22 protein-coding genes are annotated in these 21,594 nt (G+C 45.4%); 8 read left to right on the forward strand and 14 right to left on the reverse strand.

The window, feature by feature from the left end:
• Nucleotides 1-119 precede the first annotated feature (119 nt).
• Nucleotides 120-770 carry a hypothetical protein gene (locus WC496_07590; protein MFA5292878.1) on the forward strand — a complete coding sequence of 217 codons (651 nt, stop codon included), beginning with the start codon at nucleotides 120-122 and terminating at the stop codon, nucleotides 768-770.
• A 143-nt stretch (nucleotides 771-913) separates the two neighbouring features.
• Here the strand turns inward: WC496_07590 and tsaD are convergent, their stop codons facing one another.
• The 3 genes from tsaD to WC496_07605 form a co-directional block, all read right to left on the reverse strand.
• Complete coding sequence (gene tsaD / locus WC496_07595) at nucleotides 914-1,948, reverse strand: tRNA (adenosine(37)-N6)-threonylcarbamoyltransferase complex transferase subunit TsaD (protein ID MFA5292879.1); 1,035 nt, start codon at nucleotides 1,946-1,948, stop codon at nucleotides 914-916.
• A 61-nt stretch (nucleotides 1,949-2,009) separates the two neighbouring features.
• Complete coding sequence (locus tag WC496_07600) at nucleotides 2,010-2,465, reverse strand: hypothetical protein (protein ID MFA5292880.1); 456 nt, start codon at nucleotides 2,463-2,465, stop codon at nucleotides 2,010-2,012.
• Nucleotides 2,466-2,488: 23 nt separating this feature from the next.
• Nucleotides 2,489-3,439, reverse strand: coding sequence for a DUF362 domain-containing protein (locus WC496_07605; GenBank protein ID MFA5292881.1), 951 nt, complete (start codon nucleotides 3,437-3,439; stop codon nucleotides 2,489-2,491).
• A gap of 97 nt (nucleotides 3,440-3,536) precedes the next feature.
• Here WC496_07605 and WC496_07610 point away from each other — a divergent pair, with 97 nt between their 5' ends.
• Complete coding sequence (locus WC496_07610) at nucleotides 3,537-4,628, forward strand: M20 family metallopeptidase (protein MFA5292882.1); 1,092 nt, start codon at nucleotides 3,537-3,539, stop codon at nucleotides 4,626-4,628.
• An 83-nt stretch (nucleotides 4,629-4,711) separates the two neighbouring features.
• Here WC496_07610 and WC496_07615 read toward each other — a convergent pair whose 3' ends face one another.
• From WC496_07615 to WC496_07645, 7 genes are all read right to left on the reverse strand, one after another.
• On the reverse strand, nucleotides 4,712-5,827 hold the full coding sequence (locus WC496_07615) for a glycoside hydrolase family 172 protein (GenBank protein ID MFA5292883.1): 1,116 nt from the start codon (nucleotides 5,825-5,827) through the stop codon (nucleotides 4,712-4,714).
• Between the two features lie 80 nt (nucleotides 5,828-5,907).
• On the reverse strand, nucleotides 5,908-7,314 hold the full coding sequence (dnaA, locus tag WC496_07620) for a chromosomal replication initiator protein DnaA (protein ID MFA5292884.1): 1,407 nt from the start codon (nucleotides 7,312-7,314) through the stop codon (nucleotides 5,908-5,910).
• Nucleotides 7,315-7,557: 243 nt separating this feature from the next.
• A complete protein-coding gene (locus WC496_07625) occupies nucleotides 7,558-8,928 on the reverse strand; it encodes a transcription antitermination factor NusB (GenBank protein ID MFA5292885.1) in 1,371 nt (456 codons plus the stop codon).
• Complete coding sequence (fmt, locus tag WC496_07630) at nucleotides 8,928-9,884, reverse strand: methionyl-tRNA formyltransferase (GenBank protein MFA5292886.1); 957 nt, start codon at nucleotides 9,882-9,884, stop codon at nucleotides 8,928-8,930. Before fmt ends, WC496_07625 begins: the two co-directional genes overlap by 1 nt.
• Nucleotides 9,881-10,411: a peptide deformylase gene (gene def, locus WC496_07635; protein MFA5292887.1), complete on the reverse strand. Its 531-nt coding sequence runs from the start codon at nucleotides 10,409-10,411 to the stop codon at nucleotides 9,881-9,883. The genes fmt and def overlap by 4 nt, the downstream gene beginning before the upstream one ends.
• The gene (gene lptB, locus WC496_07640; GenBank protein MFA5292888.1) at nucleotides 10,411-11,166 is read right to left on the reverse strand and encodes an LPS export ABC transporter ATP-binding protein; all 756 of its coding nucleotides are present in this window, start codon (nucleotides 11,164-11,166) and stop codon (nucleotides 10,411-10,413) included. The genes def and lptB overlap by 1 nt, the downstream gene beginning before the upstream one ends.
• Nucleotides 11,167-11,246: 80 nt before the next feature.
• Nucleotides 11,247-12,170, reverse strand: a complete 924-nt coding sequence (locus WC496_07645; GenBank protein MFA5292889.1) for a metallophosphoesterase — start codon at nucleotides 12,168-12,170, stop codon at nucleotides 11,247-11,249.
• Nucleotides 12,171-12,295: 125 nt separating this feature from the next.
• On the opposite strand from WC496_07645, the gene WC496_07650 reads away from it, so the two are divergent.
• Nucleotides 12,296-13,228, forward strand: coding sequence for a peptidyl-prolyl cis-trans isomerase (locus WC496_07650; protein ID MFA5292890.1), 933 nt, complete (start codon nucleotides 12,296-12,298; stop codon nucleotides 13,226-13,228).
• Nucleotides 13,229-13,329: 101 nt separating this feature from the next.
• On the opposite strand, the gene WC496_07655 is transcribed toward WC496_07650, so the two are convergent.
• On the reverse strand, nucleotides 13,330-14,706 hold the full coding sequence (locus WC496_07655; GenBank protein ID MFA5292891.1) for a tetratricopeptide repeat protein: 1,377 nt from the start codon (nucleotides 14,704-14,706) through the stop codon (nucleotides 13,330-13,332).
• 298 nt (nucleotides 14,707-15,004) lie between these two features.
• Here WC496_07655 and ribE point away from each other — a divergent pair, with 298 nt between their 5' ends.
• Genes ribE through WC496_07680 form a run of 5 tightly spaced genes read left to right on the forward strand, consistent with a single transcriptional unit; the run spans nucleotide 15,005 to nucleotide 19,173 of the window.
• Nucleotides 15,005-15,469, forward strand: coding sequence for a 6,7-dimethyl-8-ribityllumazine synthase (ribE, locus tag WC496_07660; protein ID MFA5292892.1), 465 nt, complete (start codon nucleotides 15,005-15,007; stop codon nucleotides 15,467-15,469).
• 18 nt (nucleotides 15,470-15,487) lie between these two features.
• Nucleotides 15,488-15,928: a transcription antitermination factor NusB gene (gene nusB / locus WC496_07665; protein ID MFA5292893.1), complete on the forward strand. Its 441-nt coding sequence runs from the start codon at nucleotides 15,488-15,490 to the stop codon at nucleotides 15,926-15,928.
• Nucleotides 15,916-16,761, forward strand: coding sequence for an AAA family ATPase (locus WC496_07670; GenBank protein MFA5292894.1), 846 nt, complete (start codon nucleotides 15,916-15,918; stop codon nucleotides 16,759-16,761). Before nusB ends, WC496_07670 begins: the two co-directional genes overlap by 13 nt.
• A gap of 20 nt (nucleotides 16,762-16,781) precedes the next feature.
• The gene (locus WC496_07675) at nucleotides 16,782-17,507 is read left to right on the forward strand and encodes an RsmE family RNA methyltransferase (protein MFA5292895.1); all 726 of its coding nucleotides are present in this window, start codon (nucleotides 16,782-16,784) and stop codon (nucleotides 17,505-17,507) included.
• 1 nt (nucleotide 17,508) lies between these two features.
• Nucleotides 17,509-19,173, forward strand: coding sequence for a glycosyltransferase family 39 protein (locus tag WC496_07680; protein MFA5292896.1), 1,665 nt, complete (start codon nucleotides 17,509-17,511; stop codon nucleotides 19,171-19,173).
• Here WC496_07680 and WC496_07685 read toward each other — a convergent pair.
• From WC496_07685 to WC496_07695, 3 genes are all read right to left on the reverse strand, one after another.
• Nucleotides 19,130-19,681, reverse strand: coding sequence for a dual specificity protein phosphatase family protein (locus tag WC496_07685; GenBank protein MFA5292897.1), 552 nt, complete (start codon nucleotides 19,679-19,681; stop codon nucleotides 19,130-19,132). The genes WC496_07680 and WC496_07685 overlap by 44 nt on opposite strands.
• 12 nt (nucleotides 19,682-19,693) lie before the next feature.
• Nucleotides 19,694-20,653: a glycosyltransferase family 2 protein gene (locus tag WC496_07690; protein ID MFA5292898.1), complete on the reverse strand. Its 960-nt coding sequence runs from the start codon at nucleotides 20,651-20,653 to the stop codon at nucleotides 19,694-19,696.
• A gap of 86 nt (nucleotides 20,654-20,739) precedes the next feature.
• Entirely contained in the window at nucleotides 20,740-21,570 is an 831-nt protein-coding gene (locus tag WC496_07695; GenBank protein ID MFA5292899.1) for a ChbG/HpnK family deacetylase, read from the reverse strand.
• Nucleotides 21,571-21,594: the final 24 nt, after the last annotated feature.

Below are 21,594 nucleotides of genomic sequence, written 5' to 3' on the forward strand. Positions count from 1 at the left end.
TTTTGAGGAAATAATGCAATTGGAGTTGTGGAAGAAAAACCCGAAAGTGGGTTTATCTGGAAATCATATAAACATAAGTTAGGCCAGTAACATTTCGCAAATACTGATGGAGGTGGGTCATGGGATTAGTAGAACTGAAAGATGAATATCAAGTCCTCCGAGAAGAAATGCTTCATCGTTTTGAAAAATTGTATGATGTGGAGAAGTATGGAGTTGGTAGTATCCTAGCCTTGATTGGCTTTAGCGATACCCTCCATTGTGAGAAAATAATCATCTTGATAGTGCTCGAATCCTTGATCCTCATCCTCGGCATATTCGTTATGAATGAATTCATGATGATTTATCGGCTTGGCACATACATAGCGATTTTCAGCGAAGGTAAGGATGCGAATTCTGCCAAGTGGATTCGAATAAGTCGTCGAGGCCATGACTGCTTACAGGCTATCAACGGCAACTTGCCAAAATTCAAGTTGAAAGTGGGGTTTCCATTTACATACGGATGGGGTTCTGATTCTGCGCAATTTGCTATCGCATTACTTGTTCTGCTGATGGCAAGCTGGGGGAGCTGGTTGGTTACGCGACCAGCATTTAACTGGCAAATCATTTTCCCTATTCTACCGCTTATAGGAATTCTCTTTAATGTGCTATGGTTGGTTTGGGGGGTAAAAAAATACCGAAAGACAACAGAAGAGAATTGGATGAAAATCCAAAAGGCATGGGGGACCACCACCTTTCCTGACCCTTATGAGAATACAACGAACACGAAATAACTTAACCATTGCACTGAAGCCAAGCTGCAAAATCGCGGCTGGTTTAGCTCCTCGTTAGCATCTTTACCAAAAATATGAGGAAGGGATAATAGCACACCTATCCGCCGACAAATCATTAGTCTTTGGTTTTGAGTGCCTATCTTTCAATCATCGCAGCCGGCTTTAGCCTCAATTGTCATATCGGCGAAAAGGCCTGCTTTGTATTTATGAAAGCCGAGCGAAGCTATCATAACTGCGTTATCCGTACAGTATTTTTTAGGCGCAACCAGCAGTGTTCTGCCGGTTTGCTGAGTCATTTTTTCAAGTTCGTTTCTTAAAAGCGTATTGGCCGCGACTCCGCCGCCGAGCAGAATTGTTTTCGCTCCGATTCTATCGGCAGCCATTTCAGCTTTCCCAACGAGAACATCTATAACAGCCGCCTGGAACGACGCGGCGATATCAGCGATTTCCTTTGGGTTCATCTTTTCGATGCGATTTCCCCCCTTCATATCCTTGCCGCAGCAATGATAAAGAACCGCTGTCTTTAAACCGCTGAACGAGAAATCGAGCGAATCCTTCGCAAGCATCGTTCTGGGGAATTTAATCGCGGCAGGATTGCCGTCTTTTGCGGCCTTTTCAATACTCGGCCCGCCGGGGTATGGCAGATTTAAAATCGACGCGACTTTGTCGAATGCTTCGCCCGCCGCATCGTCAATAGTCGAGCCGAGCAGATGAAGATCGAGAATATTTTTGCACTCATACAAACTCGTATGCCCGCCGGAAACAACCAGCGCAACGGCAGGAAGCTGTAAGTTCTGTTCATCCATCATTGCCGATTGAAGATGAGCGTGTATGTGATTTATCGCAATCAGCGGTTTTTCCAAAGCAATCGCAAGTGTCTTCGCGGCAGTCAGTCCGACGATAAGCGCAACGGCAAGCCCCGGCTGATTGGCGACAGCTACCGCATCAATCGAATCCTTATCGAGTCCCGACTGTTTAATCGCCTGTTCTACAATCGGATAAATTTTTTCAATATGAGCCCGCGACGCGATTTCAGGCACAACACCGCCGTATTTCTGGTGAAGCTCTATTTGCGAAGAAATGACATTTGACAGTACTTCTGACCCATTGCGTACCATCGCCGCGGCAGTTTCATCGCAGCTTGTTTCTATACCGAGAATATTAATGTCAGATTTCATCTGGCCAAATGATAATGAATTGCACCGGATATGTCAATTTAACTGGAAAATAAAATACAGGCTAAAGGCCAAGGATCTCCTTGCAGAAATCGGGAAACTTCGCCAAAAGATATTCCTTTTCCATCTCCATTCTTTCCTGCGGTAAATGCCTGTCAAAAAGACAGACGAAATACTCCCTGTCTGTCTCGTACTTATCCTGTCTTGAAATTGTGCCGCCTCTGTTAATAACCTGCCCGTCATGAAACTTCAGGGCGATATTAAGTTTATCTCCTTCTTTAAATGCCAACCCCTGCGGGTTAATATCCGGAATGAAAAACCTGACAGCCTTTGCTGAAAGGCCTACCACCTGCAGCCGCATACCCACAATCGCCGGAGCCGCCGCCAGCGGATAAGCTATCCTGCGGCACTGACGCCTGTCGTCGGTTTGTCTTCTATCGGCCTTGCGATTGTTAGTCTCAACATCCTGCGGATTCTCTCTCCGCTGACCTTTTCTTCTATCTATGCCGTCCCATTTCATAAGATTACCTCCTTACTTTAATTTTAAGGCTGCCGTTTCGCTTTTACAAGTATAAAAATCTGCCGCAATATACTTTTAATGACTCTAATAGGCGTAAACCTCAGGGGTATCAGTTCTGCCTGAACAAGCCCTATACGCCCCCTTATCGGCAAAGAATCGCCGACAATTTGAATATTTTTTTTATCCCTACAGCCAAAACTTATTTTTTCAGCAGTTCTGATTAAAGGCAGTTGCTCAGGAGCCAATCCTATTAAATCACAACATATAACCTCTGCGGCCATTGGGTCAACAGACCCAATCAGCCAGCCGAACTGTTTCGGATTTCCCCTTATCGGCCCGGGACCTTCCATTGCTGCAATACCATCAATAATTGTCAAAACAGGATTAAGCAGTTTATAAATATCTATAAGCATTGTGCAAAAATCGTCAAAATTTGCCCCTTTTTTGTAATGCCATACTGCTTTTGCTTTGCCGCTTACACAGCCGAACATATTTTTAACGGCAATTGTCGCGACAAGCTGTTGATGAGTTTTCAGTTTCGGCAGGTTTATAATTTTATCGGCTTCGAGCGCATATCGGCTGATACCCACGCGGGTTCGACAGGTTTCGAGCCTGCGTTTGACAGGTTCGTCAAGCTGCCTTATGGGAACGCCGAGTTTTTTTAAAGGTTCGACAATACCGATTGCTTCTGCGCAGGTCTGTGTATTTGCCCATGCGGGCGAATCGGCAACAAACGGCCTGACGCCATAATCGAGAAGAATTTTCGCAAGTTCGATAATTACGGCAGGGTCGGTCTGCGTGGCACAACTCGCAGGTCTGGGCGCTATCATATTGGGCTTTATAAGAACGCTGTCGCCTTTGCTTATTAGAGATTCGATGCCCCCGTGAAACTCAAAATGCTTCAGCAACGCCGCCCGTACCTTTTCAGGCTCATAATCGCTGCATTTAGTAAGTGAAACTTTTGTCTGTGCCATTCTGCGTTAAGATTTTAACATCATCTCCGTTTTTTTCAAGAAATTGTTTGCAGGTTTGCTTTACCAGTCAGGCTCGTCAGGTTATAATGTATTGCGAATGAAAGAACTTTTGAAAAAACTTATTCGGGCAAAATCAACGACCGAGACCGGCGAAGTCAAATGCGCCAAAGTTCTGGCCGACTTTTTCAAGGCAGCCGGTTTAAAGCCGCGAGTCAATGTCTGGGACAAAAACCGCGCAAATGTTACCGTCAGACTTAAATCCGCGGACAAAAAACCCGGATTACTGTTTGTCAGCCATCTCGATGTCGTACCGGCCGAAACCAACTCTTTGTTTCAGCCTGTCGAGCGGAATGGCAAAATCTTCGGCAGAGGCGCCTGCGATATGAAAGGCGGAATCGCCTCTGCAGCATCGGCCATCGTCGAAATATTTAAATCCGGGATTAAATTACAGGGCGATGTAATATTTTCCGCAACGGCCGGCGAGGAAACAGACAGTGCAGGTATAAAAAAAATTACAAAATCTTTCAAGAATAAAAATCTTTGCGGAATAATCGTTCCCGAACCGACCGATTTTGACCTTGTTACAGCTCATCGCGGACTTCTGTGGCTTGAAATTATTACAAAAGGCAAATCCGCACACAGCTCAATGCCATATCTCGGAATAAACGCGATAGACTCGATGAGAATGTTTCTCGACAAACTCGACGATTTCAAAATTATCGGCACAAACAAACTGCTCGGCAAAGCATCTTTGAGCGTAAACAAAATCAACGGCGGCACTGCATCCAATATCGTACCTGATTTATGTTCTGTCCAGATTGATATTCGAACAATCCCCGGCCAAAACATTCAAAAGATTGTCGGCGATCTCAACAAAATACTTGCCCGGCTCTCGAAACAGAATCCGCAGTTCCGGGCCGAGCTGAATATTCTTCGCGATTCCGGTTCAATGCAAACCAGCGAAAAAACGGAATTTGTAAAGCAATTAAAACATCTTTTAAAAACAGAGCCTAAGCCTGTGCCTTTTACAACAGATGCGCCATATCTGGTCACATTAAAAACACCGATAGTTATTTTCGGCCCGGGCGAGCCTTCGCTTTGCCACAAACCAAACGAACATATCAAAATTAAAGATTTGCAAAAAGCGAAAGATTGCTACAGGAAGATTGTTCTGCATTTTGTCGGTTAACTTTCGTTCGCTCAAAATTAAACTGCAACGGAAAACTCATATATCCTTGCCCTTCCGGACCGAATCATTCGCAATACTCTAAACTACTTTTGCGGCCCAAAATCCTTCAATTGAGGAAAGACGGCATGAGGTTCTGTTTGATACCAGAAAGCCACAGATGAAATATTGTCCTCCAAAGGCTGATATATCCCGTTTTCTTTCCAGCCGAGCGCCTGAATTGTAACTTTCAGTTCTTTTTCAAATCTGATTGGATCGGTAATATGCCAGCGGTATAATCCGAATTTGACACCTGCAATTTCACCATCGGTCAGACTTTTACCTTTCGGATATATTACCTGATTAAGACCGGTGTAAGGCGTATTAAACACCTTATATTCTCTTTTATCCGGGGCATCGGCTCTTGGTCCTTCGAAATTATATGAGCCGCAAAAATAGTCTTCTGTGCCTGTGCCGCAGATTGTCGGGTAAGCTTTGTCGCCGTCAAAGTAGAATTTAATTTCACCCTCGCCCCACCAGCCGTTGCTTTTAGTCTCCCAGCACATATAAGTTCCAGCGTATTGGCCTTTTCCTTTTATACCGTCAATTATTGTATAAACCTGTTTACGGGGGAGCGGATTTACACTCCTAAACTGAGCGTGCAGATATGCTGCGTCTTTCGGCACTTTTGCAAGTACATAATCAATCTGATAATACAGTGTCATTTTCCTGGAGTCTATATTTGTCATAGTGATTTTTGCGCTTTTACGGAATGGCATCGTCCAGTAACAATTAAAACCGCTTCCCGGATTCACGCAGACCGGCAGAGATGAAAACTGCATATACTGTCCCAAACCGGCGGCAAAGAAATCGCCGACCGGACATTCGATGGAAGGCGTTTCTTCGCCATCCCAATAAACACGCAAAATATTAAGACGATTGTTTCCCGTAGGCGTCATCCAGATATGTTGAATCGCACCGGGGCCTTTTATATCGGCCATAACAAATGTCTGGTTCGGCTCAATATGAACGTACGGATTGACTTTCCATCCCGTGCCAAGCTCGCTTGATGCGTGAGCGGCAGAACCTTTTTCCTGCGGAGTTGCCCCGCCTTTGCCCTTTTCACCGGTAATGTTCTCAGGACTTATAGAACGCGTTTTAGCATCAGACATTAATGGCAGGTTCCCGAGATTCACCGTCAGACCGTCAAAACCTGCAGCCATTACACTTGCTCCAAGAATAAAGACAATAATCGTTTTAAAATAATTTCCACGCATTGAATTTACTATTCTCCGAATAAATTTTACGCGATTGTTTCTTCCAGTTTCGCGAGAATATCCTGCCCTTTTCCCACCTTGTTGCCGTTGGGACTTTGCCAGTTGACTGAAGAATTGTTTTTGAGAATCTCCTCTACTTTTCTGCACGCAAGAATAACCGTAGCGTGATTTTTATTGCCCATCAGTCTGCCGATTTCCGGGAACGACATATCCGTATACTTTCTGGCCAGATACATACTAAAAGACCGGGCAAGACTTACGGTCCTGTCTTTTTTGGAAGAATGTACGTCGGCCGGCGTGATGCCGAAGAACGTCGTAACTGCCGCTTCGATATCTGAAATATGAACAATCGGGTCTGTTCTCGAAATATGTTCGGCAAGAACCTGCCTCGCCATTTCAGGTGAAATCTTCTCATTGCACAGCGATGAATAGGCGATAAGCTTTAAGATAGCTCCTTCCAGTTCCCTTATATTCGAGCGGATATTCTCAGCGATATAGCTGACAACCTTATCCGGAAGCTCTTTATTCATTGCCGCTGCCTTTTGACAGATAATTTTGCAGCGTGTCTTAACGTCCGGCGGTTCTACTTTTACCACCATTCCAGATACGAATCTGTTTACCAGACTTTCGCATAGCTGGCCTATCATTTTCGGATGGGCGTCCGAGACCAGCACTACTTTTTTGCCCGCCATATTTATCGTATTAAACGTATGCAGGAATTCTTCCTGCGTTGATGGTTTGCTGGCCAGGAAGTGTATATCGTCAATAGCCAACAAATCCATTTGCCGGTATCGCCTCCTGAAAGCATCCAGCTTCTTGGTCTTCAAGGCCAGCACAAACTGATTGGTAAAGTCCTCCGCTGACACATATAGCCAATTGGCTGTGGGCCGGGTCCGGCTCATCATATTGCAAATCCCTTGCATCAGATGCGTCTTACCAAGGCCATATCCTCCATGAATAAACAGCGGATTGAACGGACTTACTTCTTCAGATACTAAACTTACCGCTGCGTTGTAGGCCAATTGATTGGATGGTCCTACAACAAACGATTCGAGCGTCATCTTCAGCGAACGTCCCGTTATCTGCCGGTCGCTTATTCTGCTTCGAGTCGTTTTATTCTGAGCCTTCTGAACAAGTTCTGCCTGACAATCGAGCTGCGTTCGTCTCTGATTGCCGCACAGTTCGGGCTCAATATTAAAAGTAATTTTTTTCACGGAACCGGTAATTGTTTCAACAGCCGCCGTTATATCGGATAAAAAATGGCTCTCTATCCAGCTCCCGACAAAAGGATTTGGAACGCCTATTTTTAAATAATCATCCGCTATCGTAAATCTGGTCGAATTCCTGAACCAGACACGATACTTCTGCTGACCTACTTTTTCAGCGAGAAGCTGGTTGATTGCGGTTATCTCATCCTTGATTATTGTCTGCATATAAAACTTCTGTTATGAAACTATATATTATAAATAAAATACTTGTCTGAATATACGTCTTTGTCTTTAGTAAATCAATGCAGTTTTGTCAAAATTCTTTTCCACTGCACAGATAATTCTTAAACACAAAACGTTGTGAGAAAAAAAATTTTGTTTTGAACAGGTTTTACACAGCCCTAAACTGCTTTGTGGAAAAAATGTGGATGATAATTTAATTATTAGCTGATTTAAAAAATGTTTATTTTAGTTTTTTTGGAGAATCGCGGCATAAGCACCGTCGCAATCGTAAGTTCCGGCAGAGGGAAGGAATATTTTTTCTTTTTCGAGCGAAAATTCAGGTTTTTGTCTGATAAAATTATTCACAACATCGATATTTTCCTGATTTAATATGCTGCAGGTGCTGTAACAGATTTTACCACCCTCTGTTACAATCGAAGAAGCAAACTCAAGCAGCTCAACCTGGGTTTTTGCAAGTTCTTCAATTCGTTTTTCATTTAACCGAAGCCGTACTTCAGGTCTTTTCGCCAATACGCCTGTATTCGAGCATGGAACATCGAGCAATACCGCGTCCGCCGAAGCAGGCTGGCAGGCTTCTTTAAGAAAATCATCGTAACCTAATACTTTTACGGATGTTACCCCGAGCCTTTGAATATTTTCGCCAATCCTGGTCAATCTTGAATTATCTTTATCTGTTGCAACTATAACACCTTTGTCACAAGTAAGTTCCGCTATTTGAGTCGTCTTTGTACCGGGCGCGGCACAAATATCCAATATCTTCCAGCCGGACTGCGGATTTAACAAAGTAACAATGGAAGATGACGTTGCATCCTGTATTGTAAAAAGACCTTCTTTAAAGGCCTTAAGTTCAGCAATATTGCCTGACTTGTTTATCCTGACCATCTTATATTGTTCAGCAAAATCACAATCTACCCCCTGGCTTATCAGGATTTCAAAAAGTTCTATTGCGGTTAATTTAAGTCTGTTGGGTCTTGCATAAACTGAAGGTCTGCGATTTGACGCGAAACAAATATTTTTTGTCTGCTCGAAATCGAACTGGCCGAGCCACTGCTCGACGAGCCATAAAGGCAGTGAAAACGCACTGCTCAGATATTCGGCTTTTTTCTTATTTACGTCCGGCAGGATATCGATATTAAATTCACAGCCGATGGTCGGACTTAACGGCAGAGTTTTTCGTGAATCAGCCTTGCCTAAATCCGCTGATTTGTTTTTTATTGAAGCGCAAACTTTTCGCAGTACCGCATTTATAAAGCCCGCTGCTTTTTTCGAGCTGATTTTCTTCGCCAGGTCAACTGCTTCGTTGACAATGGCATAATCAGCCTGACTGGTAAAAACAAGCTCATAAACAGCAATTCTCAAACAATTAAGAATCTTTGTCGGAATATTCTTTATGGGCTGAACTGAACTTTGTGCGATGAGATTATTAATAAACCCATAATTTCTTATTACGCCGAATGTGATATCAACAAGAGCTGCGCGATTCTGTGTTTTATCGCCGAACTTTTCGACAAGCTCAGCACAGTTATACTCTGACACCTTAAAATTATTTAAAACTTCCCACGCAGTTCGCCGCGGACTAAATTGAGGAGCTTTCATTACCCGTTTTCCTCAAGGGGCACAAAAAAATCACCTGCCCCGCTTCCCCTGCCGTTTAAAAACGACTTAAAATCCATTATTTTCCCGCCATGCGGTTTAATTTCCAATATCTTTATACTGCCCGTTCCGCAGGCAATATTAAATTCTGCGTCAACCAGCCCCGCCCGGTCGTGTTTTGCATGTTCATCCGTAACTATTGTTTTTGATATCGCCGCCGGGCACTTTTTGCCGTTTTGAGCGGAAACAAAACACGCCGCAGCCCCCGGCCAGGGACAAAGCCCTCTTACCTTATTATGTATCTGCCTGGCCGATAATGTAAAGTCAATTCTGCCATCGCTTTTTTTCAGTTTCGGGGCCGACGTCGCCAGTGAATTATCCTGTTTGGCATAAACAGCGGTACCGGCCTGGATTTTATCGATTGTTTCAATCAGCAGAGGCGCCGCAACTTTCGCGAGGGCGTCATGAACAATGTCGGCTGAGTCATCATCTGCAATTTTCATTTTAGCCTGCGCCAGCATCTCGCCCGCGTCCATCTTCTGGGCCAGTGTGATAATTGTTACGCCGGTTTCTGTTTCGCCGTTGATAATCGCCCAGTTAATTGGAGCGGCGCCGCGGAATTTGGGCAGCAATGAACCGTGAACGTTTATCGCGCCTTTGGGAGGAATATTTATAATGTCAGGTGAAATCTTCTGGCCGAATGCGATGACAACAAGCAAATCGGGAGCAAGTTTTTTAACAAGCCCTGTGCCTTCGGCGCTGTTTATATCCTCAATGGCGGTAAACGGTATATTATTCTGCTGTGCCCGCTGCGCGACATCATTGGCCCGCAATTTTCTGCCCCTGCCGGCCTGTTTATCCGGATGAGTTATAATATGCAAAAGCTGATGATTCGATGCTTTTAAGGCATTTAAGGAATCAACCCCAAACTGACCGCAACCACAATAAACTATTTTCATTTTTTCTGCTGCTCGTAATCTTTGCGAAGTTGTCTGAGCTTCCTGCGGGCAGCAATCTTCGCAACCGTAGAGAGCTTATCTGCTATAAGGGTTCCATCGAGATGGTCGCATTCGTGCTGAAATATCCTCGCAAGATGACCCTGGCACTCTTCTGTAAATTCTTTGCCGTCAAGTCCCTGTGCTTTTATCGAACATTTCGAATATCGCTTAATACTGCCCCAGACACCCGGCAGAGACAAACAGCCTTCTTCATTTGCCACAAGATTGCCGGAAGACGTAAGCATTGGGTTTATATAAACCTTCGCGTTTTCTTTGGTGCCGTCCGGAGAAGCCACAAAAATTCTCAATCCCACTCCCGCCTGCGGCCCGGCAAGCCCGACGCCTTTATGCTCAACCATTATATCTTTCATTTTTTCCGCAAGGGCGCAGATAGCATCGTCAATCTTCTCTATCGGCTCGGCCCTTCGCAAAAGCACCGGCATCGGCCATCGGGTAATGCAGCATTTCTTAACGTCATCAATCGTCATCAGCCGCTCCTGTCTGACGTATCGTCAAATTCATCGCCTTTAAACGTATGACCGAGATAGCTCTTGCGGACAAGTTCGTTTTTGACTATCTCCGCGGGACTGCCCTCGGCAATAACCCTGCCGTGGTCGATTATGTACGCCTTGTCGGAAACCTCAAGTGTCCGTTCGACATTATGGTCTGTTATAAGGATACTTACTCCCGACGCGACCAGCCTGTGAATTTCACCCTGCAATTCTTCGACGGCTATCGGGTCAACGCCGCTGAATGGCTCATCGAGAAGAATCAAAGACGGATTTGTAATCATCGCTCTGGCAATCTCAAGTTTTCTTCGTTCGCCGCCGGAAAGAAGCCTTGCGTGACTGTTGGCGACTTCCTCAAGCGCGAAACGCTGGATAAGTTCCTCGGCTCTGCGCTTCCGCTCTATAGCTGTCAGCGACATCGTTTCGAGTATCGCCAGCAGATTATCGCGAACACTGAGCCGCTGAAAAACGCTCGGCTCCTGTGAAAGATAGCCCATGCCCATACGGGCGCGTTTATACATCGGCAGAGTGGTAATATCCGAACCTTCAAAAACTACCGTTCCGCCTTCAGGCGTAATCATACCCATAACCATTCGGAACGAGGTTGTCTTTCCGGCTCCATTTCTGCCGAGCAGGCCGACGATACTTCGCTGCTCAACGGTAATGGATACCTGGTTGACAACGGTTCTGCCGGAATACTTCTTTACCAGACCATGTGTTTCGAGAAGAATCATATCTACCAAATTTTGCCTCCATATTTTTCAGCCGTCTATTATAACAGGCTTATCGAAGTCTGAAAACCTTCTTTTAAGGATTATTGCCGGTCTGAATCCATACATTTAAGGGTCAATAAATTCACCTCCGGCCTGCAAAAAAACCGTACCATAACCCTGCCGGACGTCCCTACGCCGGCGGAGGTAAATCCCGTCATATTTTTATACTGCCATCGGCCTTTTGCAAGGCTCTGGGGCACTTTTGCGCCTTTTATCAGGGCTTTCCCTCCCGGCAAACACACCTGACCGCCGTGAGTATGGCCGCTGATATAGAGATTGTAACCCAGTCTCTGGGCCTGCTTGTAGAGCTGCGGGCTGTGCGACAGCATAATTTTAAATTGTTCGGCAGGTATGCCCGCCGAAGCCTGCTGCATATCGGCCGCGTCGAAGACATAACAATCATCTACGCCTGCAAGGTAAATTTTATCTCCGCCGCGATCGAGAACGGTATTCTCGTTCAAAAGCACACAAACACCGAGACTTTGGAGAAATTGAGCCATTTCATAGTGGTCATGATTGCCGAGGACGCCGAATATTTTGTCTGTTTTGATATTACTGATAATTCTTTTCATCTCTGTTTTTGTCTTCTCGATGTCGTATCTCTCATAAAGACTGTAATCTCCGCCGAGAATGCAATAATCGCATTCGATATCTTTTATATAATCGATTATCTTATCGACAAGTCCGTCAAAACATTCGATATGTACATCGGATATCAGCAGGATACGGCAATTATCTAACCCCTTCGGCAGATTCTGCAATTCAATAACTTCATTGGTCATAGCAAGGGCTTTTGCGTTAACAAGGCCCCGCTGCCCAAGACCGGTTGCTTTCAGAAGCAGATGTATCAGGGGCGACCACGTGCGGACCTGTCTGAGCCTTCTGAAAAAGCCGTGTTTTGAATACCTTCCCTCCTTTTTTCTGTATTCTTCAACAAAATTTCTATTGGGATGTATTTTTTTCATACTGGTCGGTTCGCAAAAATCCGTAAAAACAACGTTGACTATTTGCTTGTCTTATATTTAAATAATAACCTTAAAGTATCGAATAGTCCAGATGAAAGGTTTTTGCTTTTAAAGGAAAAGAAACCATGAGTAGAACTGTATTATTTTTACTTGTACTCGCCGCCATATTATTCACCGTTGAAACCGCCCGCTCTCAGGAGCCGGTTGTTCCATCGCAGCCTCAGCAGCCGCAGGGAATCGCTGTGCCGCAGGACCCGAATTATGTGGTTATGGTTCTCGACGGCAATGAACTGACTATCGGCAAGGCAAAGTTTTTCACGCCTGATTTTGATTACGCTACACTGGAAAATGTTGCCGATTTCTGGCTTAATACCCAGCTTCTTTACGAAGAAGCCGTAAAAAGAGGTATCGATAAAGACCCCAAAGCCAAATTTCTTGCCGATATCAGCTATAAAAAAGTAATTGCCGGCGAACTGATTGAAAAAAGCAGAAGTACGGTAAAAATCAGCGATGAACAGGTAAAAAAATATTACGAAGATAACAAGGAAACAGACCCCGGTTTCAGGGAGCCAAACTATTTGAGTTTCTCACATATAACAGTTGAAACTCTCGAACAGGCTCAGGAGGCGCTTAAAAGAATAAACAGCGGCGAAGAAATCAACGAACTCGCAAAGTCATTATCTGTCGCCGGAGACGCTAAAAAAGGCGGCCGACTTACTAAATCTACCGAACTGAACATTCAAACCCACTTTGGACAGGAATTGCTCGACGCACTGCTTAAAGCTTCCGAAGGAGATATCGTAGGGCCGGTAAAAGGCAAAAATGGAAAATATGAAATCGCCAGGCACGAAGGGAAAAGAGCATCGCGTATAATGGAATTTGACAAGGTTAAGGATCGGATAAAGGCAAAGCTCGAAGGTCAGGCCAAAAACAAAGCCGTTGAAGACCTGATACAAAGCCTGAAGGAAAAAGCCAAACAGAGATACAAAAAGATGGGCATCTTAAGCGAAAAAGATAATGCAGAAAATGTGAATGAAAAATCTGAAAAGAAAAAATAATTAATTATTGACAGCTTTTTTTAAAAGCGTTAACATAACTATAGGTAATTAAAAGGTTGCTTTAAAGACAAAACTTTTTGTCATCCACAAAGCAACCTTTTTCATTTTCTAAAAAACCCCGGAAGGAAACGCACACTCTCTTTGATTCTTCGCAGCCATATTTTCAAATGCGCGGCAGCTTTAATAATCGTCAGCCCTGAAATGGCATTGGCTCCTGTATCTAATGCCGCCAGTACATCGAAAACTTTTTCCGGTTTTCCCATATCGAGATAAACCAGCAATACGCCTTTGACAAGCTCCCAATTCGATGGAGCCAGTTCAAGTACATAATCGAGGAATTGTATGGCGTCATCCTGTTCGCCGCGCATAGTGAGCGATTTGGCCAGATGGAGATAATTTAACGCGTTTGTCGGTTCAAGTTCTGAAACTCTTAGAAAACAATGAGTCGCATAGTCGGTCTGACCCAGTTCCATCATAATTACGCCTATCGCATCGAGAATCTCCGGCTGGCTGATATCAAGCTCAAGCTCGGCGGCAAGCAGTGAAAACGCCTCATCCCTCTCCGACTGCGCAAGTGCAAGCTGCGCAAGCCGAAATCTCGGACCGGCCGTATTTCTGTCAATCCTTATTGCCTGAAGATATAGTTTCGCCGCTTCTTTTATTCTGCCGGCATTCAGCTCTATCTCGCCGAGATAAAATAATGCCTGCGCCGATTCCGGCTCTACTTCCAGTATCCTGCGGAACTTCTCAGCGGCAGAAACAATATCGCCGCAGTGAAGAAGAAACAAACCGAAATCAAATATAACCTCTTTGTCGCCGGGATTTTTCCTGAGTTCCGCGATAAAATGCTGCCACGCCATATCCTTATCGCCGAGATTCCAGTACCCCTGCGCAATGTGATAATTAATTTGCGGATGGTTCGGCTCGAGAGAAGCGGTCTTTTCCCAGCACCACACGGCCTTTTTAAAATTGCCCTGAATGAAAAATGAATTGCCTATATTATAAAAACAAAGCGGACAGGCGTCGTTTATCTGTTGAGCAAGGTAAAACATATGCTCGGCCATCTCGTAATTGCTCATCTCGGTATAAGTGATTATCCTGTTGCAGTAGCCCGGTTCGAAATCGGGGTCGATTTTTTCAATCTGTTCAAATAGATTCAGCGCCAAATCGTACTGACCTGTGCGGGTATAATCGATCGCAAGACAGTTCAGCGTTTCAATATCATCAGGATTCATATTTAACGCCAACTTGTATTCTTCTATCGCGTAGTCAAACCTCTCCATCGCATCGAGCGTAAGAGCCTTATTGAAATGCCATCTGTCATTGGCCGGGTTGATATCGATTGCCTCGTTCATCGCCGAAAGGGCCTCGTTCATTCGGCCTTCTTCGTAAAGCTCATAGGCCTTTATGGCCTTTTGCTCAGCCTGGTCCCATGAGTTGAACTGGTCGAACTGTTCAAACCCGCTGTCAGAATTCATATAATCTCCCTATAAATCTATAGTTATCCGCAATTCAAATCGGCACAAATAACCGGTCTGCTTAGTCCGAAAAATGCCTCTTTCGAAAATTTACAAAAAACAGGTAATTTATGTGGAAATTAACCCCCTAAGTCTTTAAAATATGGCAGGTTAGCGGAAAAATCTCAATCTATGCTTATCTGCCTGCGTCATTGGCCGCTGCCTTTTTCTGGAAAATACTTGTTTTTGGTCTTATAATGCTTGTGGAATTTTCAGGTTTATCCGCCGATGGCGGAATTACAATAAGGAGTAATCGATTATGATAAAACAGATACAGGGAAAACTTACTGCCGAAAAGGCGAAATTCGCGATAGTTGTAAGCCGCTTCAACGAGTTTATCACTTCCAAACTTCTCGCGGGCGCCATCGATGCCCTGCAGAGGCACGGCGCTGAAGACGAGCAGATTACAGTTGTCTGGGTTCCCGGCTCTATAGAAATCACACCAGCTGCCAAGAAGCTCGCTGCCGGCGGAAAATTCGATGCCGTTATTTGCATCGGCGCAATTATCCGAGGCCAGACGAATCACTACGAATATGTCGGCCAGCAGGTAAGCCGCGGCGTCAGTCAGATTAACTACGACACCGGGATACCGACTATTTTCGGTGTCCTGACCTGTGACACAATAGAGCAGGCGATAGAACGGGCCGGCACCAAGGCCGGCAACGCCGGCGCAACTGCCGCTGTCAGCGCGATGGAAATGGTAAACGTGCTCTGTCAAATATAAACAGAAATAAGAATACTTATGCCTACAACCGATAGAAGAACCAGGGCAAGAGAGCTTGCAATGCAGGCTATCTGCCAATTGGACGTTCAGGGCGATGCGGTGCTGAATATGCTCGGCCGTTTCTTTGCCGAAAATACCGATGACCCCGCGACACGGGAACTGGCTGAGAAATGGGCGAAAGGCGTATGGAAATCCATAACTGAATGCGATAGTCTTATTTCCGTCGCCGCCGTCAAGTGGGAGCTATCGAGATTAAATCAGGTCGACAGAAGTATTTTGCGGCTTGGGGCATATCAGTTAAAATACTGCCCGGATATACCGGCCAAAGTGGTGATTAACGAGGCGATAGAGCTTGCAAAAAAGTTCAGCGCCGAAGCGTCACCGGCATTTGTTAATGGTGTTATGGACGCAATCTATAAAAAATTGAAGATGGATTCGGAAAACAAATGCGAAAAATAGTAATGCTCAACCAGAAAGGCGGCGTAGGCAAGACAACTTCTGTTGTCAACATCGCTGCCGCTCTCGCCCAAAGCGGCGCAAAGGTCGCTGTTGCCGACTTTGACCCGCAGGCGCATCTTACGATACACCTCGGCGTCGAGCCTGACAGCGTCGAACTCGGCACTTACAGGGTTCTTAGCGGTTCCGCTGATTTTGACCAGGCTCTTATCAAAGTCCGACCTAACCTGTTTCTGCTCGGATCTAATATCCACCTCGTCGGAGCCGAAAGCGAGCTGGTCAGCGTCGTCGGCAGGGAAATCATCTTTCGCGAAGCGGTTTCCAAATCGAAGCAGAATTTCGACTATCTGATTATTGACTGCCCTCCTTCGCTAAGCCTTTTGACGCTTAACGCCCTTGCCGCCGCTGAAGAAGTAATTATTCCTCTCCAGCCGCATTTCCTGGCGCTTCAGGGACTGGGTAAACTCCTGCAAACCGTAACTCTCGTCAGCAGACGGATAAATCCCTCGTTGCGGGTAAGCGGAATACTCCTGTGTATGTTCGACAGCAGAACGTCCCTGTCGGAAGAAATTAAAAATGATATCGACAAATTTCTCGACAGCGCAAGAGAGACGGACCTGCCCTGGAACAAGGCACGGATAATCCCTGTTTTCGTACGAAGAAATATTAAGCTGGCAGAGGCTCCCAGTTACGGCAAAACTATCTTTGAGTATGAACCTGAATGTAACGGCTCAAAAGATTATCAAATGATTGCCGATTATCTTCGCAATGGCGCTGTACCGGCCGCCGAACCGAAGCAGAATACCGTCGAAATTTCCAGCCAAACGCCTCAATAACGGTTTCGCCACATCCGACTATGAGAACTTTAAGATTTCTTTGTGATACGATAAATCAAAATACTGATGCGGTCCTCGCTGATACGCAGTTCAGACATCTTACGAAGGTTCTTCGCCTGAAAAACGGCGATTCTGTCGAGCTTTTCGACGGCAAAGGCGCACTCGCTCAGGCGGTTATTAAAAAAATCGAAAAAAATCACGCCGTACTGACCGTTAAAGATGTCAAAAACTACTCAAAACCTCAGCGAAATAGAATCATAATAGCCTCAAGCATCGCCAAAGGAGAGCGTTTCGAGCTGCTTGTCGCCAAATGCACGGAATTAGGCGTTGACAGAATCGTGCCGGTTATTTTCGAAAGAACCGTAAAGCAGGCACTGCAGCATAAACGGCTCGAAACAATCGCTGCCGAATCGACAAAACAGTGCCAGAGATTATTTCTGCCCGTAATCGACGAGCCGATGGATTTTAAGGAAATAATTAAAAAGTTAAAAACTGAATATCCCAACGCTAAAATTGTCTTTGGTTCTTTAACAGAAGGCGCCGAATCAATTATAAATTTTGATTTTGGCTCAAATGATTGTTTTGCCTTCATCGGGCCTGAAGGCGGCCTGACCGACGCTGAAGAAAATATGCTTAAGGAAATTAATGCGCAAGCCGTCAAACTTACGGATACAATATTAAGAATTGAAACAGCCGCAATCGTATTTGCCGCCTGTTTAACCGCTAAAAGAGATTTTGGAAAATAATATGACTGAACAAAATAATAAGCTTCTGCTGACAATCGCTGTTATGGCATTTGCATCTGTTATGTCCTTTTGGGCCCTTTCTGGCGGCCCGCTGGACAACCACGAATGTCTCGTATCGGTAACAGCAAGGGAAATGCTCGCAAATAACAACTGGATTGTCCCGACATTCAACGATGAAATCCGTCTCCAAAAGACCCCGCTTAACTACTGGCTTGTCGCCTCTGTCGCGAAAATAACCGGCAGCGTAAATGAGTTCTCCGCCCGCCTGCCAAGTGCCGTATTTGCGATTCTATCCGCCGCGGCCATTTTGTATTTCACTTCGCAATGGCTGGCCTTTCCAATCGCGATATTATCGACTGCCCTATGGATATCGACGCTGGGCTTTATCAGGTATTCGCATAACGGCCGGCCTGAAATGACGCTTTGCGCACTAATTATGATTTCAATGTTAAGTTTTTACTCCGCGATGAAAACACAGTCTCGCCGCCGCCAGGTTTCATATATGCTCGTATTCTGGCTCAGTTTCTCCCTTGCGATGCTCGCAAAAGGTCCTGCCCCGCTGGCTCTTGTCGTACCGCCGATTTTCTTTTACTTCGCCGTATTTCGGCAGTGGGGCAAATTAAAATTCACTCTGCCGATAATTGGTACGATTTTATTCCTGCTCATCGTTCTTCCCTGGCCCATAATCGCCTTTGAAAGAACTACCGGCAGCCTGTCTTTCTGGAAAAGAGAATTTATCGACCGCTTTCTGGGCGATTACGCCGCGGGCCGCAAACCATTCTGGTACTATCTGCAGGTCGTATTTTTATTTACCGCCCCGTTTTCCGCTTTCGTGCCTTATATAGTTGCGGCGCCTTTTTATTCCGTCTGGGAGAAAAAAAGGCCTCTCATGTGGTATTTATGGCTTTGGTTTGTCGTACAGATTGTGGTAATGAGCATTTCGGGCGGCAAACGTCAGCACTATATTCTCCCTGCTATGCCGGCTTTCAGTATTTTAGCCGCGATTTGCCTGTACGATATGATATTCGAACAGACAGCATTTAAGCTTAAGCAGGTTAAATCGCTTTTCATCGGTCATATAATCGTCATCGCCGCGGGCGTAATCGGACTTCTATACTGGGCGCTTACAAAAGAAAAGGCATTCATTTGGCCTTCGATTCATATTGCGATGATGATTTCCATTATGCTTGGGCTTGTAGTTGTCCTGTTCTTGCAAAAGCATAAAATCGCGGCGACCGCATTGCTTTTTGCCGGCTACGGCGCAATAGTAATGACGGTTTTCATTTATTTCCTGCTTCCGCTGGACTACAATAATCCATCGAGAATTTTCTCTCTCGAAATCGGCAGAACCGTCCCCTCCGATGAAAAACTCATCGCCTACCGCAGTGCCTCCGCTCGTACGATTCATTACGCAGGCAGAACTATTCCTGAAATTGCCGATTTCGATGAACTTTATAACAGGTACCTGCAGGGCCAGTGGATTATAGCCACAGGCAAAAGCTATGAGGAATTAGTTAAGGACGGCAGATTTAATACTGTCTTTTACAGACCCGTTGCAGAGCGTTCCGGCTCAAACGATATCGGGGGAGCGCTTCTTCATAACTCTACCGGGCCTGATGTGATTAAGGCACAAGAGAACGCAGAAATTCCATCTCCTGCTCGTTAAGCGGCTGTCCTTTTAACTGTTTGATTTTTTCCACAGTCTTGTCGAGATTAAAACCGCCCGACTTCAGCATCCATACCGCCGCAAGATACGAAACTCTTTTCTTGCCGGTATTGTCGTGCAAAAGTACGGGAATATTGGCTCTTTCGTCCATTATCTCCAGAAATTTGCCAGATGTTTCCAAATCGGGAATACCGTCATCCGCAACGTCTTTATCTATCGGAAGCTCTATATATGTTACGCCGTGGCTTTTCATCCAGGCCACTTCTTCATTGTGCCAGTTCTGTTCACGATGTTCGTCCGTCTTGCGTACATTTACGAATGCGGCAATGTGATACTTATATAAAAGACGTGTATAATCCATACCCCGCGGCTGGCCGCTCGTATAAAGAACTCCCGGCTTTATCACCTGAAAATTCTTTATATAAAAATGTTTTACAAGCACTACCGCCAAAAGGACTATTGCCGCTATCCATAACCATCCAATAACAGGATTTTTCTTTTTCGCCATTTTTTATCTGCCTTACTTTCTATAAACATTTCTGACCGCGTAGATTTTTCGGTCGGTCGCTTCGAAATACACCCTGCTTATCAGTTCGCCCAGGAGGCCGGTTGAAATAAAAATCAAACCCATAAGTAAAAGAACTATCCCTGCCGCGGCTAACGGTCCGTGAGCATCGAGTATCGGCACATTAAAATAAAGCTTGTCAAAAAGCACATAAGCCAAAATAAGACCGGAAATCACGAGACAGTAAAACGCGGCCTTGCCGAAGAAATGCAGCGGCCGGGTGATATAACCCAGAAGAAAACGAAGGGTAATCAAATCGAACGCCACTCTGAACGTTCGTGATATGCCGTAATTGCTCTTGCCTGCCGGTCTTTCAATGTTCTTAATCGGAATTTCAATAATCCTTGCACCGCTGGAGGAAACAAGGGCAGGAATAAATCGGTGCATCTCGCCGTAGAGTCTCAGGTCGTCGATTATCTGCCGCCGGTAAGCCTTGAAGGTTGTGCCGAAATCGTGAATATCCACGCCGCTGACCTTTGAGGCCATCCAGTTGGCGGCCCTGCTCGGAATTTTTCGCATAATAAGATTATCGACCCGTTTTTCCCGCCAGCCGCTTACGACGTCGTAGCCTTGCTCTATCTTCACCAGGAAATTCGGTATCTCTTCCGGCAGATGCTGCAGGTCGCCGTCCATACTTATTATCACTTCGCCGCAGGTATGGTCGAACCCTGCCGCCAAAGCGGGCGTCTGCCCGAAATTTCTCCGCAATTCTACCGCTACTACATGCTCGTCCTTTTCGGCGATGCTCTTCAGCTTTTCCATCGTCGTATCGCTGCTGCCGTCGTCGACAAGCACAAGCTCGTAACTTCCGCCCGTTTGTTTCATCACCTTTGTAAGCCGTTCGTAAAGTTCCTGCACTACGGACTGTTCGTTATACAAAGGAACTACTATCGAATATTTCACACTCTCAGCCATTTCTATTCCCTTTACATATCCGCCATGGCCCAAAGGCACTAATTTTTTATTTATATTTTTTTCTTAGTGTCTTAGTGCCTTAGTGGCTAAATTTTACCATAATGCACAAGTTCAATTCCTGCTTCGGATAGAATCTGTTTCGTCGCCGATTCGCAGAGCCATTTAAGTTCGACCTGACGCTGTTCGACAAGACGAGTATTCACAAGACCTTCCGGATAACCCGGATGCGTCATAACTTCAGCTGTTCCGCCGAATTGCGTCTTGCCGATTTCGGCCCAGAACTCTTTGTCGATTCTGCCCGTATGGGCCAGACCGAAGAAAATATCATTCTTTATAAAACGGCTGTCTATCTTCTGACAGTTTACCGCCATTTGCCTTACCATAAAAGCGCGAATTTTATCTTTCATACCGACCTGCGGCCAATTACCGCAGCAGACTGTCTCCGGCTCCCACGGCCACCGAATAGCGCCTATCTTAAAATTCTCCGCCAGGGAGCATACTATCTTATATATTGGCCCAAAGCAGTGAAAGTGTTTATGCGAATCCAGATGAGTTGGCTTTACGCCTCTTTTTATGACCGATTCAACCTGTGCCGTAAGTTCAATTTCGACAGCCTTGCGGATTTTTTCGCTAATAAACGTTTTAATTGCGAGCTTCGATGGCGAATATTTAAATTTGCCGTCTTCCCCAAGCAGAACATCTACTTTCGAGTCTGTGGAAACGGGCTTGCCTTCGAGGACATTCAAATGCACCCCTACTCCGAGACTCGGCATCTTTTTAGCCATTGCTACCGCCTCATCCGACCCGGGCATATTGGCCATAATTGTAGCGCTGGTAAGCACTCCGCCGCAGTGTGCCTCGGCGATGGCTTTATTAACGCCTTCGCAAAGTCCGAAGTCGTCCGCGTTTATAATCATTTTTGCCGTCATAAGAGGGTAAAG

Source organism: Phycisphaerae bacterium (genome assembly GCA_041652575.1).
In the GTDB taxonomy this organism is placed as follows: domain Bacteria; phylum Planctomycetota; class Phycisphaerae; order Sedimentisphaerales; family UBA12454; genus UBA12454.

Bases quoted from the DNA above. Each gene is read 5' to 3' on its own strand.
- WC496_07590 (MFA5292878.1), top strand. From the start codon at position 120: ATGGGATTAGTAGAACTGAAAGATGAATATCAAGTCCTCCGAGAAGAA.
- tsaD (MFA5292879.1), bottom strand. From the start codon at position 1,948: ATGAAATCTGACATTAATATTCTCGGTATAGAAACAAGCTGCGATGAA.
- WC496_07600 (MFA5292880.1), bottom strand. From the start codon at position 2,465: ATGAAATGGGACGGCATAGATAGAAGAAAAGGTCAGCGGAGAGAGAAT.
- WC496_07605 (MFA5292881.1), bottom strand. From the start codon at position 3,439: ATGGCACAGACAAAAGTTTCACTTACTAAATGCAGCGATTATGAGCCT.
- WC496_07610 (MFA5292882.1), top strand. From the start codon at position 3,537: ATGAAAGAACTTTTGAAAAAACTTATTCGGGCAAAATCAACGACCGAG.
- WC496_07615 (MFA5292883.1), bottom strand. From the start codon at position 5,827: ATGGCTGCAGGTTTTGACGGTCTGACGGTGAATCTCGGGAACCTGCCA.
- dnaA (MFA5292884.1), bottom strand. From the start codon at position 7,314: ATGCAGACAATAATCAAGGATGAGATAACCGCAATCAACCAGCTTCTC.
- WC496_07625 (MFA5292885.1), bottom strand. From the start codon at position 8,928: ATGAAAGCTCCTCAATTTAGTCCGCGGCGAACTGCGTGGGAAGTTTTA.
- fmt (MFA5292886.1), bottom strand. From the start codon at position 9,884: ATGAAAATAGTTTATTGTGGTTGCGGTCAGTTTGGGGTTGATTCCTTA.
- def (MFA5292887.1), bottom strand. From the start codon at position 10,411: ATGACGATTGATGACGTTAAGAAATGCTGCATTACCCGATGGCCGATG.
- lptB (MFA5292888.1), bottom strand. From the start codon at position 11,166: ATGATTCTTCTCGAAACACATGGTCTGGTAAAGAAGTATTCCGGCAGA.
- WC496_07645 (MFA5292889.1), bottom strand. From the start codon at position 12,170: ATGAAAAAAATACATCCCAATAGAAATTTTGTTGAAGAATACAGAAAA.
- WC496_07650 (MFA5292890.1), top strand. From the start codon at position 12,296: ATGAGTAGAACTGTATTATTTTTACTTGTACTCGCCGCCATATTATTC.
- WC496_07655 (MFA5292891.1), bottom strand. From the start codon at position 14,706: ATGAATTCTGACAGCGGGTTTGAACAGTTCGACCAGTTCAACTCATGG.
- ribE (MFA5292892.1), top strand. From the start codon at position 15,005: ATGATAAAACAGATACAGGGAAAACTTACTGCCGAAAAGGCGAAATTC.
- nusB (MFA5292893.1), top strand. From the start codon at position 15,488: ATGCCTACAACCGATAGAAGAACCAGGGCAAGAGAGCTTGCAATGCAG.
- WC496_07670 (MFA5292894.1), top strand. From the start codon at position 15,916: ATGCGAAAAATAGTAATGCTCAACCAGAAAGGCGGCGTAGGCAAGACA.
- WC496_07675 (MFA5292895.1), top strand. From the start codon at position 16,782: ATGAGAACTTTAAGATTTCTTTGTGATACGATAAATCAAAATACTGAT.
- WC496_07680 (MFA5292896.1), top strand. From the start codon at position 17,509: ATGACTGAACAAAATAATAAGCTTCTGCTGACAATCGCTGTTATGGCA.
- WC496_07685 (MFA5292897.1), bottom strand. From the start codon at position 19,681: ATGGCGAAAAAGAAAAATCCTGTTATTGGATGGTTATGGATAGCGGCA.
- WC496_07690 (MFA5292898.1), bottom strand. From the start codon at position 20,653: ATGGCTGAGAGTGTGAAATATTCGATAGTAGTTCCTTTGTATAACGAA.
- WC496_07695 (MFA5292899.1), bottom strand. From the start codon at position 21,570: ATGATTATAAACGCGGACGACTTCGGACTTTGCGAAGGCGTTAATAAA.